The 13,769-nt window shown below is 70.2% G+C and carries 12 protein-coding genes; 6 read left to right on the top strand and 6 right to left on the bottom strand.

Annotation, left to right across the window (positions count from 1 at the left end; all coding sequences use genetic code 11):
* The first annotated feature begins 73 nt into the window (after positions 1-73).
* From AC069H_RS34870 to AC069H_RS34880, 3 genes are read left to right on the top strand one after another with little or no spacing between them, the layout of a single operon-like run.
* On the top strand, positions 74-1,126 hold the full coding sequence (locus AC069H_RS34870; RefSeq protein WP_478235173.1) for a thiamine ABC transporter substrate-binding protein: 1,053 nt from the start codon (positions 74-76) through the stop codon (positions 1,124-1,126).
* Entirely contained in the window at positions 1,102-2,751 is a 1,650-nt protein-coding gene (locus AC069H_RS34875; RefSeq protein ID WP_478235174.1) for an ABC transporter permease, read from the top strand. The genes AC069H_RS34870 and AC069H_RS34875 overlap by 25 nt, the downstream gene beginning before the upstream one ends.
* The gene (locus AC069H_RS34880; protein WP_478235175.1) at positions 2,751-3,800 is read left to right on the top strand and encodes an ABC transporter ATP-binding protein; all 1,050 of its coding nucleotides are present in this window, start codon (positions 2,751-2,753) and stop codon (positions 3,798-3,800) included. Before AC069H_RS34875 ends, AC069H_RS34880 begins: the two co-directional genes overlap by 1 nt.
* On the opposite strand, the gene AC069H_RS34885 is transcribed toward AC069H_RS34880, so the two are convergent.
* From AC069H_RS34885 to AC069H_RS34905, 5 genes are all read right to left on the bottom strand, one after another.
* Positions 3,762-4,661 carry a universal stress protein gene (locus AC069H_RS34885; RefSeq protein WP_478226269.1) on the bottom strand — a complete coding sequence of 300 codons (900 nt, stop codon included), beginning with the start codon at positions 4,659-4,661 and terminating at the stop codon, positions 3,762-3,764. The genes AC069H_RS34880 and AC069H_RS34885 overlap by 39 nt on opposite strands.
* Positions 4,662-4,838: 177 nt before the next feature.
* Positions 4,839-6,410: an alanine/glycine:cation symporter family protein gene (locus tag AC069H_RS34890; RefSeq protein WP_478235176.1), complete on the bottom strand. Its 1,572-nt coding sequence runs from the start codon at positions 6,408-6,410 to the stop codon at positions 4,839-4,841.
* 148 nt (positions 6,411-6,558) lie between these two features.
* Positions 6,559-7,428: an ABC transporter permease gene (locus AC069H_RS34895; protein WP_478235177.1), complete on the bottom strand. Its 870-nt coding sequence runs from the start codon at positions 7,426-7,428 to the stop codon at positions 6,559-6,561.
* The gene (locus AC069H_RS34900; RefSeq protein ID WP_478235178.1) at positions 7,425-8,420 is read right to left on the bottom strand and encodes an ABC transporter ATP-binding protein; all 996 of its coding nucleotides are present in this window, start codon (positions 8,418-8,420) and stop codon (positions 7,425-7,427) included. The genes AC069H_RS34895 and AC069H_RS34900 overlap by 4 nt, the downstream gene beginning before the upstream one ends.
* Positions 8,417-9,502, bottom strand: coding sequence for a LolA family protein (locus AC069H_RS34905; protein WP_478235179.1), 1,086 nt, complete (start codon positions 9,500-9,502; stop codon positions 8,417-8,419). The genes AC069H_RS34900 and AC069H_RS34905 overlap by 4 nt, the downstream gene beginning before the upstream one ends.
* A gap of 145 nt (positions 9,503-9,647) precedes the next feature.
* On the opposite strand from AC069H_RS34905, the gene AC069H_RS34910 reads away from it, so the two are divergent.
* From AC069H_RS34910 to AC069H_RS34920, 3 genes are all read left to right on the top strand, one after another.
* Positions 9,648-10,376: a response regulator transcription factor gene (locus AC069H_RS34910; RefSeq protein WP_478226273.1), complete on the top strand. Its 729-nt coding sequence runs from the start codon at positions 9,648-9,650 to the stop codon at positions 10,374-10,376.
* The gene (locus tag AC069H_RS34915; RefSeq protein ID WP_478235180.1) at positions 10,373-11,710 is read left to right on the top strand and encodes an ATP-binding protein; all 1,338 of its coding nucleotides are present in this window, start codon (positions 10,373-10,375) and stop codon (positions 11,708-11,710) included. The genes AC069H_RS34910 and AC069H_RS34915 overlap by 4 nt, the downstream gene beginning before the upstream one ends.
* Positions 11,711-11,860: 150 nt before the next feature.
* Entirely contained in the window at positions 11,861-12,250 is a 390-nt protein-coding gene (locus AC069H_RS34920; RefSeq protein ID WP_478235181.1) for a (deoxy)nucleoside triphosphate pyrophosphohydrolase, read from the top strand.
* Between the two features lie 350 nt (positions 12,251-12,600).
* On the opposite strand, the gene trpS is transcribed toward AC069H_RS34920, so the two are convergent.
* A complete protein-coding gene (trpS, locus tag AC069H_RS34925) occupies positions 12,601-13,566 on the bottom strand; it encodes a tryptophan--tRNA ligase (protein ID WP_478235182.1) in 966 nt (321 codons plus the stop codon).
* Positions 13,567-13,769 lie beyond the last annotated feature (203 nt).

A 13,769-nucleotide genomic window follows, 5' to 3' on the forward strand; every position in this document is an offset into this window, starting at 1 on the left:
CTCCATGGTGGTACGCCGTCGGCTACGCTGCACGTTTGCCACGGGTCCCCCCTTGAAGAACGCAGGAGGCTAGATGAAACGCGCCCTCCGCACGGTCGTTGCGGCAGGCACGGTGGCCGCCCTCGTCGCGGGCTGCTCGCTCTCCGGGAACACGGGGAACGACCCGAAGGCGCCGGCGACGGTCACGCTCGTGACACACGACTCGTGGCTCGCCCCGCAGGAGGTCCTCGACGCGTTCGAGCGGCAGTCCGGGATCAAGATCTCCGTGCTCAAACAGGGGGACGCGGGCGCGCTGACCAACAAACTGGTGCTGACCAAGGCGAACCCGATCGGGGACGTCGCGTACGGCATCGACTCGACGTTCGCCTCGCGCGCGCTCACCGAGGGCGTTTTCGAGCAGTACACCAGCCCGGAGGCCGATCGAGGCCCGCAGCGCTACTCCGTCGACCCCGAGCACCGGCTCTCCGCGGTCGACCTCGGCGACGTCTGCGTCAACATCGACACCCGGTACTTCGCGGACAAGGGGATCCCGGAGCCGAAGTCGTTCGCGGACCTGGCCGACGCCAAGTACAAGGACCTGATGGTCACCGAGAGCCCCGCGACGTCGTCGCCCGGCCTGGCGTTCCTGCTCGGCACCGTCGCCCAGTTCGGCGAGGAGGGCTGGCAGGGGTACTGGACACAGCTGAAGGCCAACGGGCTCAAGACGGTCAGCGGCTGGGAAGAGGCCTACCAAAAGGAATTCTCCGGTTCCTCGGGCAAGGGTCCGCGCCCGATCGTCGTCTCCTACGCCTCTTCGCCCGCCGCCGAGATCGGTGACGACGGCAAGCCGCGCACGAAGGCACTGCTGGACACCTGCTACCGCCAGGTCGAGTACGCGGGGGTGCTGAAGGGCGGCAAGCAGGTCGAAAAGGCCCGCAAGGTCGTGGACTTCCTGCTGTCCCAGCAGTTCCAGGTGACGGTGGCGAGCAACATGTACGTGTACCCGGCCCGTCAGGGCGTCGAGCTCCCGCAGGGCTGGGCACAGGCCGCGCCGCAGCCGCAGCAGCCGAAGACGCTCGAACCGGCCAAGATCCAGGCCGGGCGCGAGCAGTGGATCGCCCAGTGGCGCACTCTTCTAGAGGGCTGAGTACTTCCAGGCTGACTTCCCGGGGAGCCGGGCTGGCCGCACTCGCCGTGCTGCCGCTCGGCTTCCTCGTGGTGTTCTTCGCCTGGCCGGTCGCGGCGATCGTCGCGCGCGGATTCGGCTCCGGCGGGGTCGGCACGGCCATCGGTGACCCGCTGACCTGGAAGCTCGCCGGATTCACCGTCGCCAGTGCCGGGGTTTCGACGATCGTGGCGGTGCTGGCGGGCCTGCCGGTCGCGTTCCTGCTCGCGCGGGTGCGGCTGCCGGGGGTTTCGCTGGTCCGGACGCTCGTGCTGGTGCCGTTCGTGCTGCCGACCGTCGTGGTCGGCCTGGCGTTCCGCGCCCTCTGGCCCGACGGCGGCCTGCTGCCCCTGGTGCTGGCGAACGCCTTCTTCAACGTCGCCGTCGTCGCACGCACGGTTTCCGGGCTGTGGAGCCATCTCGATCCGCGCACCGTGGACGCGGCGCGGGCACTCGGCGCGTCGCCGTGGCGTGCCTTCCGCTCGGTGACGCTGCCCGCGCTCGCCCCGGCCGTCGCGTCTTCGGCCGCGGTGGTGTTCCTGTTCTGTGCCACCAGTTTCGGTGTCGTGCTCATCCTCGGCGGGGCGAAGTACCGCACCCTGGAGACCGAGATCTACCTGCGCACGGTCGAACTGCTCGACCTCTCCGGCGCGGCCGCGTTGTCGCTGGTGCAGTTCGCCGCCGTCGTCGCCGCGCTGGTCGTCGGCACGCTGGCGAGGCGGCGCCGGGAGAACGCGGTCCGGCTGCGTTCGCGGAGCGAGACCGCGCGGCGACCGAGGGGTGGCGAGTGGTGGGCGGTGTCCGCCGGGCTCGCGGTGGTCGCGCTCCTGATGACGCCGATCGTGGCGTTGCTGGTCGAGTCAGTGTCCACTTCGGACGGCTGGAGCCTCGCCGGGTACGAAGCGCTCGCCGGGCACGGCTCCCGTGGCGCCCTTCAGGTTTCCGGCTGGGACGCGGCGTCGATGTCGCTGCGGACGGCGTTCGACGCGACGACGCTCGCGATGATCGTCGGTGTGCTGGCCTCTGTCGTGCTGGTGGCGTTGCGCCGCACGCCGGGCAGGCTGGCCAGGGGCATGGGCGAGACGATGGACGCCGCGCTGATGCTGCCGCTGGGTGTGTCCGCGGTGACCGTCGGTTTCGGCTATCTCGTCACGCTCGACGCGCTCCCCGGCGACTTGCGGACGTCTCCGCTGCTGGTGCCGCTCGCGCAGGCGCTGGTGATCATCCCGCTGATCGTGCGGATGGTGCTGCCGGTGCTGCGGTCGGTCGACGTCCGGCTGCGGCAGGCCGCGTCGACGCTCGGCGCGAGCCCGGGCCGGGTGTGGCGGGAGATCGATCTCCCGCTGACGGCGCGTTCGCTGGTCGCGGCGGCCGGATTCGGTTACGTGGTCGCGCTCGGCGAGTTCGGCGCGACGAGCTTCCTGGCCAGGCCGGACGCGCCGACGTTGCCGGTCGCCGTCGCGACGCTGATCTCGCGGCCGGGGGAGCTGAACAACCAGATGGCCTACGCGGCCTGCGCGCTGCTCATGATCGTGACCGTGGTGGCGGTGGTGCTGATCGACCGGTTCGGCGCGGTCCGTGGGCAGAATTCGGTAGGGGAGTTCTAGTGTCGCTGTCGGTACGGGATCTGACCGTCCACTATGGATCCTTCGCGGCGGTGAAGGACGCCGGGCTGGACATCGCCGACGGCGAGGTGCTGGCGTTGCTCGGCCCGTCCGGTTCGGGGAAGTCGACGCTGCTGCGGGCGATCACCGGCCTGGAGCCGCTGACGTCGGGCACCGTGCGGTGGGACGGCGAGGACCTCTCCGGTGTCCCGGTGCACCGGCGGGGGTTCGGGCTGGTGTTCCAGGACGGGCAGCTGTTCCCGCACAAGGACGTCGCCGCCAACATCGCGTTCGGGCTGCGGATGCACGACGTCCCCCGCGCCGAGCACGCCGGACGGATCCGGGCGCTGCTCGATCTGGTCGGCCTGGCCGGTTACGAGCGGCGGAGGGTGACCGAGCTGTCCGGCGGGCAGGCGCAGCGGGTGGCGCTGGCCCGCGCGCTCGCGCCGGAACCGCGGTTGCTGCTGCTGGACGAACCACTGTCCGGTTTGGACGCCGGGCTGCGCGAACAGCTGGCGATCGACCTCGCGGCCCTGTTACGGCGCAGCAAGATCACCGCGCTGCTGGTCACGCACGATCAGGAGGAGGCGTTCACGCTCGCCGACCGGGTCGCCGTGCTCGACGACGGTGAGATCCGGCAGGAGGGCGCGGTACGCCGCGTCTGGCGGCAGCCGGTGGACGAGGACGTGGCGCGTTTCCTCGGGGTGACCACCTTCGTCGACGGCGAGGCGTCGGGCGGGACGGTGCGGACCGTGCTCGGCGAGGTCACGCTGCCCGACGTCGAGGACGGCGCGGTGCGGCTGGGCCTGAGGCCGCACGGTCTGCGGGTCGCCCCGGAAGGTGTCGAGGGCGAGGTCGTAGCGGTGGTGCACCGGCGGGAGCACGTGCGGCTCGTGGTAGCTCCCGGCGGGGATCTGTCCACTGTGGACGCAGTCGCGCCGGTCGCCGCCGATCTGCGCCCCGGTGACACCGTGTGCCTCGCGCTGGACCCGGACGGCGTCGCCCGGCTCCCGCTAACGCTCGGGGGAACGGGCGACGATGACCGGGCATAGCGCGTACGAAAGCACCTGCTGGCTGGTCGACCCGAGCAGCATCCCGGCGAATCCGCCCCGGCCACGGGTACCGACCACGAGGAGCTGGGCACGGTCGGCGTATCCGAGCAACACTTCAGCCGGCTTCCCTCGGGTGACGACGCGCTCGACCGAGACGTCCGGATACCGGCCTTGCCAGCCGGCGAGCCGCTCGGCCAGCACTTCGCTCTCGCGCTCCTCGATGTCGCTGGCGTTGTACGTCCACTCTGTTTCGTCGAACAGTGCCGACGGGAGGACGTCGTCCCAGGTGTGGACCGCGACCAGCGGCGCGTCGCGCCTTGAAGCCTGTTCGAAGGCGAGCGCCAGCGCGGCATCGCCGGTGTGCGAGCCGTCGACACCGACCACGACCTGGCCTTCCGTGGGCGGGTCGTCCTCGGCTACGTGAGAGCGCACCACCGCGACCGGGCACTTCGCGTGCGCCGCGAGGGCGATCGACACCGAGCCGACCAGCAGCCTGCCCAGCGGACGGATCTGTTCCGGGCCGAGCACCAGCAGGCCGGCGTCCTCCGACATCGCCAGCAACGCCTGCGCCGGCTTCTCGTGACGCAGGTCCAGAGCGACCTTCAGGGAAGGTTCCACCTTCCGTGCCACGTCTTCGGCCTCGCGGAGCAGGCGGTGTCCTCGCATCTCCGCCATTTCCGCGAGCTCTTCGCGCGTCGGCAAGGGTTGTGGATACTCCAGGGAGTCCTTGTCGAACGCGAGTACCAGCCGGAGTCCGGCCCCTCGGCGACGCGCTTCCGCCGCCGCCCAGCGGACGGCCAGTAGCGAGGACGCGTTTCCGTCGACCCCGGCGACCACGGGCCTGTCCGCTTGCTCGTTCACGACGATTCGCTCCTTACCTCGGACAGTGCGTCAACACGACTATGTGCCTTCGCGCGGCGTCGGCGGCAGATCCGGACGGCTCGGGTCGTCGGGACCAAATACCCGGAGTGGCGGGCGCCGAAACCTGGTGCCGCTTCGCGGTGCGTGAGGCCGGACAAGGCCTCACGCACCCGCGGGTCACTTGACGCGGACGACCTCTCCCTCACGGCGGCGCTGGCGGTAGTTGGTCATTTCCCGTTTGACGACCGGGGCGAGCAGGTAGAGCCCGATGATGTTGAACAGCGCGAGCAGGAACAGGACGGCGTCGGCGAAGTCCAGGACACTGCCGAGGGTGAGCACCGACCCCACCACCACGAACAGGCAGAACACCACGTGATAGAGCCGCTCACTGAGCACGCTCTTGCCGAACAGGTAGGTCCAGGCCTTCTGTCCGTAGTAACCCCACGTGATGATGGTGGACACGGCGAAGAGCACCACGGCCACGGTGAGCACGTAGGGGAACCAAGGCAGCGCGCTGGCGAACGATTCGGAGGTGACCGTCACCCCGTCCGGGGTGGGGCCGCCCGCGGCCACGGTGGCCTTGGCGTCGGTCCAGAACTGGGTTTTGGCGATGATCACCGTCAGCGCGGTCATGGTGCACACGATCACGGTGTCGACGAACGGCTCGAGCAGAGCCACGTAACCTTCGGTGATCGGGTGCTTGGTCCGGACGGCGGAGTGCGCGATGGGGGCGGAGCCCAGTCCGGCTTCGTTGGAGAACGCCGCACGCTGGAAGCCCACGATCAGCGCGCCGATGGCGCCACCGGCCACGCCTTCGGGAGCGAAGGCGCCGCTGATGATCTCGCCGAAGGCGGCGGGCACCGAGGTGATGTTGGCGCCGATGACGACCAGGCAGGCGACCACGTAGACGACGCCCATGGTGGGCACGAGCTTGCTGGTCACCGCGCCGATGGACTTGATACCGCCGGCGATCACGAGGCCGACGAAGACGGCGAGTGCTATCCCGAAGATCAGGGCCGCGCCGTCGCCGCCGAGAAAGCCTTCGTCACCGCCGGTGACATTGCGCAACTGAGCGAAGCTCTGGTTGGCCTGGAACATGTTGCCGCCGGCGATGCCGAAGAACAGGATCATCACCGCCGCGCCCGCCGCGAGGATCTTGCCGAGAGTGCGTCCGCCCTTGGTGGGGAAGCGTTCGGCGATACCTCGGCGCAGGTAGTGCATCGGGCCGCCGGAAACGGTCCCGTCGGCGTGCACCTCGCGGTATTTCACCCCGAGCGTGCACTCGACGAACTTGGTGCACATGCCCAGGAGACCGCAGATGATCATCCAGAAGGTGGCACCGGCTCCGCCGATGGTGACCGCGACGCCGACACCGGCGATATTGCCGAGGCCGACCGTGCCGGACAGGGCCGAGCTGAGGGCCTGGAAGTGGGAGATCTCGCCGGGCTCGTCCGGGCGGGTGAACTGGCCGCGGGCGATCTGGGTGGCGAGGCGGAAGGCCCGGAACTGGACGAAGCCGAAGTAGACGGTGAAGGCGGCCGCGGCGACGACCAGCCAGGCGACGATCCAGGGGAAGGTGACGCCGAAGACGGTGACCTCGGCGAAAACGAAGCCGGACACTGCGTCGGAGATCGGTTTGAACACGCTGTTGATCGTGTTCTCGATCCCCGACAGCATGCCACTTTCCGCGGCGAGCACCTGGTCGGATGCGGACTGGGGATGTGGCAGGGGCCACGTTGTCTGGAACATGGGGGACAAGTCGACACAAACCGGACCGAGTGCACAAGGGTGTGGCCGATTAGTCTGTGGTTCGTTACCTGCTGACAGGGTTCCCTTAAGGTTAGCCCGGTGTCCGCTCGACCTCCGCGCTCAACTGAGCGCGGAGGTCGTGGATCCTTCAGCCGTCCCGGGTGGTCAGGCGCGCGTAGGCGATCGAGAGCCCGATGGCGATGTAGCAGGTAGCGCGCAGTGCCCCTTCGCCGAGCAACGCGGTGTCCACCGGGTCCATCAACACCGATGCGGGCGCCTGCGACCAGTTCTCGTTGAGCAGGAACGGATGCAGCCACGACACCGCGTCCAGGAAACCGAGGATGGTGAACACGATCGTCCCGGCCAGCACCGAGGCGACGACCAGCATCGGATGTTCGGTGAACGCCGAGATCGCGAGCGCGACCGCGCCGACCGCCCACAGTTGCAGGACCACCCACGCGGCCACGAGCAGGACGCGGCCCAGCGCGTCCCAGACGCTCAGCGTCGAGCCGGTGAGGGTGAACATCGAGTCGGTGCCGCTGATGAGCAGGCCGGTGACGAATCCGGTGAACGTCATGGCCAGTACGGCGATCGTCGAAACCGTCGCGACGCCGAACGCCTTGATCGCGAGCAGCCTGCCCCGGCCGACCGGCGCGATCAGCCAGCCGCGCAGCGTCCCGTGGGCCGCCTCGCCGGCGATCGCGTCCGCCCCGGCCATCGCCGAAGCGAGGGGGAGCAGCAACCCCAGTGTCATGGTCAGTGCCGCGACCGGCAGGATGAAGCCGTTGTTGACCGCGGAAGCGAGCAGCGCGCCATCCCGTCCGCCGCTCGTTTCCGAAGCGTCGACGAACGTCAGCGCGACCCCGATGATCACCGGGATCAACGCGAGCAGGCCCAGTACGGCGAGCGTGCGGGGCCGCCGGAAGATCCAGCGCAGTTCGGCGCGATACAGCCGGAGCAGGCCGACAGTGTCCTGCCCGGTCCGTGCCGCGGGTGCCGCGGCCAGAGCGTGGGTCACGACTCCCCCTCACCGTCTACAGTGGACTCCGGCTGGGTCAGCCGGGCGAACAGGTCTTCGAGTCCGGTCCGCGCCCTCGTCGCCTCGTGCACGGCCACTCCGGCCGTCACCAGATGACGCAGCACGTCGGGGGCTTCGGCGGCGGTCAGGTCGACGCGGACGCCGTCCGGCGTGAGCCTGCTGCCGATCCTGTTCTCCCGCAACGTCTCCACCGCTAGTTCGGCGTCCGGCGTCCGCACCAGCAGCGCCGCGTTCCCCGACTCCAGCAGTTCCGAGAGCTCGCCCTGAGCGATCACGTTCCCGGACTGGAGCACCGCGACGTGCGTGCAGGTCGCCTCGACCTCCGCCAGCAGATGCGACGACACCAGCACGGTGACGCCGTCGGCGTGCAGTTCGCCGATGATCCGGCGGATCTCCCTGGTGCCCGCCGGGTCGAGGCCGTTCGTCGGCTCGTCGAGCACGACCATCCGCCTTGGCACGAGCAGCGCGCTCGCCAGCCCCATCCGCTGCTTCATCCCCAGCGAATAGCCCTTGTAGCGCCGGGTGGCGGCGCCGGTCAGGCCGACGCGCTCAAGCGCCGCGTCGACCGCTCCGGGGATTCCCGCCGAGGCCAGCCGCGGTTCGGCCGCGGCCACGCGCAGCAGGTTCTCCCGCCCGGAGAGAAAAGGGTGGAAACCCGGCCCCTCGACCAGCGCGCCGACGTCGGGCAACGCGTGCGCCGCCTCGTCAGGCATCCGTTTGCCGAAGAGTTCGACCTCGCCCTCGGTCGGCCGCACGAGACCGAGCAGCATCCGGATGGTCGTCGTCTTGCCCGAACCGTTGGGGCCGAGCATCCCCAGCACGGCGCCTTCGGGGACGTCGAGATCGACGTGGTCCACGGCCACCGTGCGGCCGTAGACCTTGCGCAGGCCCCTGGTGCGGGCCGCCATGGGTACCGCCGGAGCGGACGCCTCCTGGGAAGCGTCCGCTCCGGCTTCGAACGTGGTGGTCACTTCGCGGCCAAGGCCTCGAAGAGGACCTGCTCCGGCACCGCGCCGACGGCGTAGCGGCCGTCGTCGGTCAGTACGCCGGTGCCGACCTTGGTGGTCACCAGCCAGCCGCTGCCCCAGGCACCGCTGACCGGCTTGGCGAACCGCGAAAGCAGCGCCTTCGGGTCGACCTGGCGGCCCTGCTCGTCCTTGGCCTCGCCGGCCTTCGCCAGCGCGTCGGCCGGGATCTTGCCGGTGATCGCGGTGTCCCAGCCGTCGCCGACGACCTTGATCTCGGACTTCGCCTGCTCGGCCAGCTCACGGTTCTTCGGGTCGACCTCGGCGGTCTTCTCGGTCACCTTCGCGCCCTTGGGCGGGGTGAACTCGAAGTTCGACGCGGGCTGGGCCGCGAAGTTGATCTCGCTGAACGAAGCCTCGAACGCCGGGGCGGACGTGCCGTTGGCCAGCACCGTGACCCGCAGCGGCAGCCGGGTCTGGTCGTCGATCGCGACGCGGATCTCGCGCAGGAGCGTCCGCTCGGTCGGCTTCGGGGTCAGCACCAGTTCGTACGCGGCCCGGTTCGCCACCGAGGCCGTCCCGTCGACGGCGATCGTGCTGCTCTCGCGCACCTTGGCGAGCAGTTCCGAGGCGACCGAGGCCGGGTCGACGGTCTGGGCCTTGTCCTGGTGCTCCTTGGCCAGATCGGCCGGGATGGTCACCTTGGTGGCCGAGTTGTCCTTGGAGTCGTACTCCCAGACGGTCTGGCCGTTCCGGACGATGGTCTGCTGGCTGGAACCCTCGGTGAGCGAGATCTTGCTCTTGCCCGTGCCGTCGGTCGAAACCTGCGCCGAGTCGATGTTAAGCGCCGATACACCGGGCAGGGTGCTGCCGACCTGCGGCAGGCCGAGGTCGTTGCTGACCTTGACCTTCCCGTCGAACGCCGACGGCTTCGCGTTGAGCGTCGACTGCACCAGCTCTTCGGCGCTGACCTGCGGCAAGACGGGCGCGTCGCCCGCGGTGGCCGGCATCGCGACGACGACGAGCCCGCCGACGCCGAGAGCCGTCCCCACCACCGCCGCGGTGATGGCCTTCCTTTTCGGATCCATGCTGTCTCTCCCTGTTTCCCCGAACCCGGAGTGTGCTCGGGTCTTGGCGACAACGCTTCCCCGGAAACGCTGAGACACCACTCAGACTCCGCCGCCGCAGCTGAGATGGCGCTGAGAGGTCGCGCGTGAGCTGGTCGAAGCGTGAATGATGAGGGACGTGAAACCTCGAGTACTGGTGGTCGACGACGAGCCCGGCGTGCGCAAGGCGTTGCAGCGGGGGCTGCGCGCCGAGGACATGGACGTGGTCACGGCGGCCGACGGCCCCAGCGGTCTGCGGCTCGCGCAGACGGGGTCCTTCGACGTCGTCCTGCTCGACATCATGCTCCCCGGCCTTTCCGGCTACCGCGTGCTCGAACGCCTGCGCGCCCTCGGTGTCACCACACCGGTACTGATGATTTCGGCGAAAGACGGCGAGGTCGACCAGGCGGACGGCCTCGACCTCGGTGCCGACGGCTACCTCGTGAAACCGTTCTCGTTCGTCGTCCTGGTCGCACAGGTGCGCGCGGTGCTGCGGCGGGCCTCGCCGGAGGCCATCCGCGGGCCGCTGCGCATCGGCGCGCTCGAAGTCGACCGGAGCCTGCGGCAGGTCCGCTACGACGGCGTCGAGGTGGCGTTCAGCCCCCGTGAGTTCGCGCTGCTGGAGGTACTGGCCGGCCGGGCGGGAACGGTCGTCACCAAGGACGAGCTGCTGCGCGCCGTCTGGGGTGACGAGCAGGCCGCGACCCGGAACGTCGTCGAGGTCTACGTCGGTTACGTGCGCCGCAAACTCGACGCGGTCGGCGCGGGCGCGCTGGTCCGGACCGTACGCGGGCACGGTTACCTGGCGTCGGACCCGCAGCTCGACGAAGTGATCGCCCCGGCGGGACAGGGGTGATCGGCTCGCCGTCTTGGTGGCGCCGCCGATCGCTGGAGGTCCGGATCACCCTGCTCACGGCTACGGTCACGCTCGGTTTCCTGCTCGGGCTGGCGGCGGTCGCGGGGGACAATCTCCAGCCGCTGCTGATCGGCTCGGTCGACGACGAGCTGAGTGCCCAGCTGGAAACCGCGAAGGCCGACGTCGCCGCGGGACGGGCGCCGTCGGGATCGGCGGTCACCGTCCGCGTTCTCGACACCGGCGGCGGCCCGGTGGACGGCCTCCCGCCCGCGAACCTCGGCCCTTCCGAGGTCCGCGCGCTGAAGGCGGGCGAACCCGTCACGACCGGCGGTGAGCACAGCTGGCGGTGGGCGGGCACCGTGGTCACCGCCCCCGACGGGCAGCAACGGCTCGTCGTCGCGGGTGCGGGCTTGGTCGGCTTCGGGACCGCTGTGCACTCCGGCGGGCTGTGGCTGTTCGTGGTCGCGTCCGTCGGCGCGGTGGGTGCGGGGATCGCGACGTGGCTGCTGGTGCGGTTCGCGCTGCGGCCGGTGGCGCGGATGCGCGGGTCGGTGCGGGTGCTCCCGCCCGGCGCGCGGCTGCCGCTCCCGGATTCGCACGACGAACTCCGCGCGCTGGCGGAGGAGTTCAACGCGTTGCTGGCCAGGCAGGAGGAAGGCGCCGAGCGGCTTCGCCGGTTCACCGGGGACGCCGCGCACGAGCTCCGGTCGCCGGTCGCGTCGATCCGCGTGCAGGCCGAGGTCGCGGTCACCAATCCCGATCCCGACCTCTCGCAGGAGACACTCGCCGACATCCTGGAGGAGGCGGAACGGCTCTCCGCGCTGCTCGACGGGCTGCTGGCGCTGGCGAGGTCGGACGCGGGGGAGGTCCCGCCCGCGGAACCCGTCGAGCTGGTGAGCGAGGTGCGGGCCGCGGTCGCGCGGATGCCCGCCGGCGCGCCGGAGATCCGGGTGAGCGGCACGGTCGGGACCGCGTGGGCGCTGGCCACGCACGCCGAGGTCGAACTGGTGCTGAGCAACCTGCTGCGCAACGCCTGCCGGTACGCGCGGGGCCAGATCGTGGTGTCGGTGCTGGCGGCGCGGTCCACCGTGCGGGTGGTGGTCGACGACGACGGGCCGGGGATCGCGCCCGAACACCGGGAGCGGGTGTTCGACCGGTTCTACCGCGTGTCCGATTCGCGGGCCCGGTCGTCCGGCGGCACCGGGCTGGGGCTGGCGATGGTCGCGGAGGCCGTCCGCCGCCGAGGGGGCCGCGTCCGCGTCGGTGAGTCACCCGATGGCGGGGCGCGTTTCCAGGTCGTCTGGCAGGCGGCGCGGCCTGGCGCCTCGGCGTGATTCGCGTGCCCAGGCACGGAACACGCGTGCTTGAATGTCGAACACACGTGCTTGGAGGCGGAACACCTGTCTTCCGGCTTCAAGCACGCCTGATCCGGGCTCAAGCACGCGTGATCCGGGTTCGGGCACGTGCGGTCGTAGGGTGAGCGTGTGGTGATCGTGGGTGCCGCCATCGTGCGGAACGGACAGCTGCTGGCGCAGCAGCGGGCTTGGCCCGCCGACCACGCCGGGCAATGGGAACTGCCGGGCGGACGGGTCGAGGACGGCGAAAGCGACGAAGCCGCCTTGGCCCGGGAATGCCTGGAGGAGCTGGACGTCGCCGTGACGGTCGCGGGCCGGGTCGGGGACGACGTGCCGCTGCCGAAGGGGAAGGTGCTGCGGATCTACGCCGCTTCGCTGGTCAGCGCGGGGGTCGAGCCGCGGGCGGTTGAGCACAAGGACGTCCGGTGGATCTCCGCGCACGACCTCGACGACCTCGACTGGCTGCCCGCCGACCGGATCCTTCTGCCCGCCCTGCACGTCCTGCTCGCAAGTCCGTGAAGGCCTCCTTCCCTGCCGCCAAGGTCAGGGGCCCGGCAGAGTCGCATAAACGCCTGCCGGTGCCGGGCGATGTCCACAAAGGACGCCAGATGTCAGGTGAATATCCGTTTGATGCCTATATATACGTTTTGCGGAGGGTCGTGAGTGGTAAGGACGGTTCTAACCCTCTTTATCACTCACGACAGTCCTTCGCAAAACGCCCGAATCGGGTACGGCCATCCCGAAGGTGTCCCCTGTGGACAGTCGAGAAGGTGTCAGGCCGTTGTGACGAGTCCTCCACCGCTCTCTCGACCAGCGGATAGACGACTTCGCCGGGCCCCGGAGTCCCTCAAGGAGGCCTTCACGGACCTTCAGCCGGCGCCGATGAGCCGCAGCGCGGACTGGAGCCGGTGCTCACCCCGTTCCGCCGCCCGGACGGCACCCGCCTTGCGCACCCGCTCCAGCTCACCCGGGTCCGCCAGCAGTGCCAGCGCGCGCTCCCGGACCGGCCGCAACTCCTCGATGAGTGCCTCGGCGACGGCCTCCTTGACCTGGCCGTAGGAGCCGAACCGGTCGGCGAGGTCCTCGGGCTTCTCCTTGACGCACGCCGCGAGGATGTCCAGCAGGTTCGCCATCCCCGGCCGGGTTTCCGGCGCGTAGGCCGGTGTCGACCCGCCGTCGGTCTTCGCGCGCTTGACCTTCCGGCGGACCTGGTCGGGCTCGTCGAGGACGAAGATCACCCCCGCCTCTTCCTTCGTCGACTTCGACATCTTCCGCGTCGGCTCGGCGAGGTCCATGACCCGCGCGCCGGCGGGCGGCAGCGCCGCCTTCGGCATGGTGAACACGTCGCCGTAGGTGGAGTTGAACCGCTTCGCCAGCGTTCGCGCCAGCTCGACGTGCTGCCGCTGGTCCTCGCCGACCGGGACCTCGTCCGCGCCCTGCAGCAGGATGTCCGCCGCCATCAGCACCGGATAGGTCAGCAGGGACAGCCGCACCCCGGCCCGGCCCTTCGACTTCTCCTTGAACTGGATCATCCTGGCGGCCTCGCCGTAGTTGCAGGTGCACTCCAGGACCCAGTTGAGGGCGCCCAGCTCGCGGGCGATGTCGGACTGCACGAACACGCGATCCGGCTCGATCCCGGCCGCGATCAGAACGGCCAGCTGTTCGGAGGCCATCGAACGCAGCTTCGCCGGATTGTGCGAGTTGGTCATGGCGTGCAGGTCGGAGACGAAGTACAGGTCGTCCGGCCCGCCCTCGTCCGCCCAGCGCCGGATGGCCCCCAGGTGGTTCCCGACGTGGACGTGGCCGGACGGGGTGATCCCGGACAACCTGATCATCTGCCTTCTTCCTTCCGGATTCGGGCCGCCCCGGGTCCGGGCACGAAAAAGGCCGCCCGGTGGGGCGGCCTGGTGGTGCGCGTCTGGTTCAGCGCAGGACTTCGGGGCCGCCGGAGGGCGGCCACCACTGGGCGTTCTGCGCGCGCATGTGGCTCATCCTACAGAGCGGCCCGCGTTTCGTCCTCTGGATGCGGTGGTTCGAC

It is taken from the genome of Amycolatopsis sp. NPDC043887 (genome assembly GCF_056435665.1).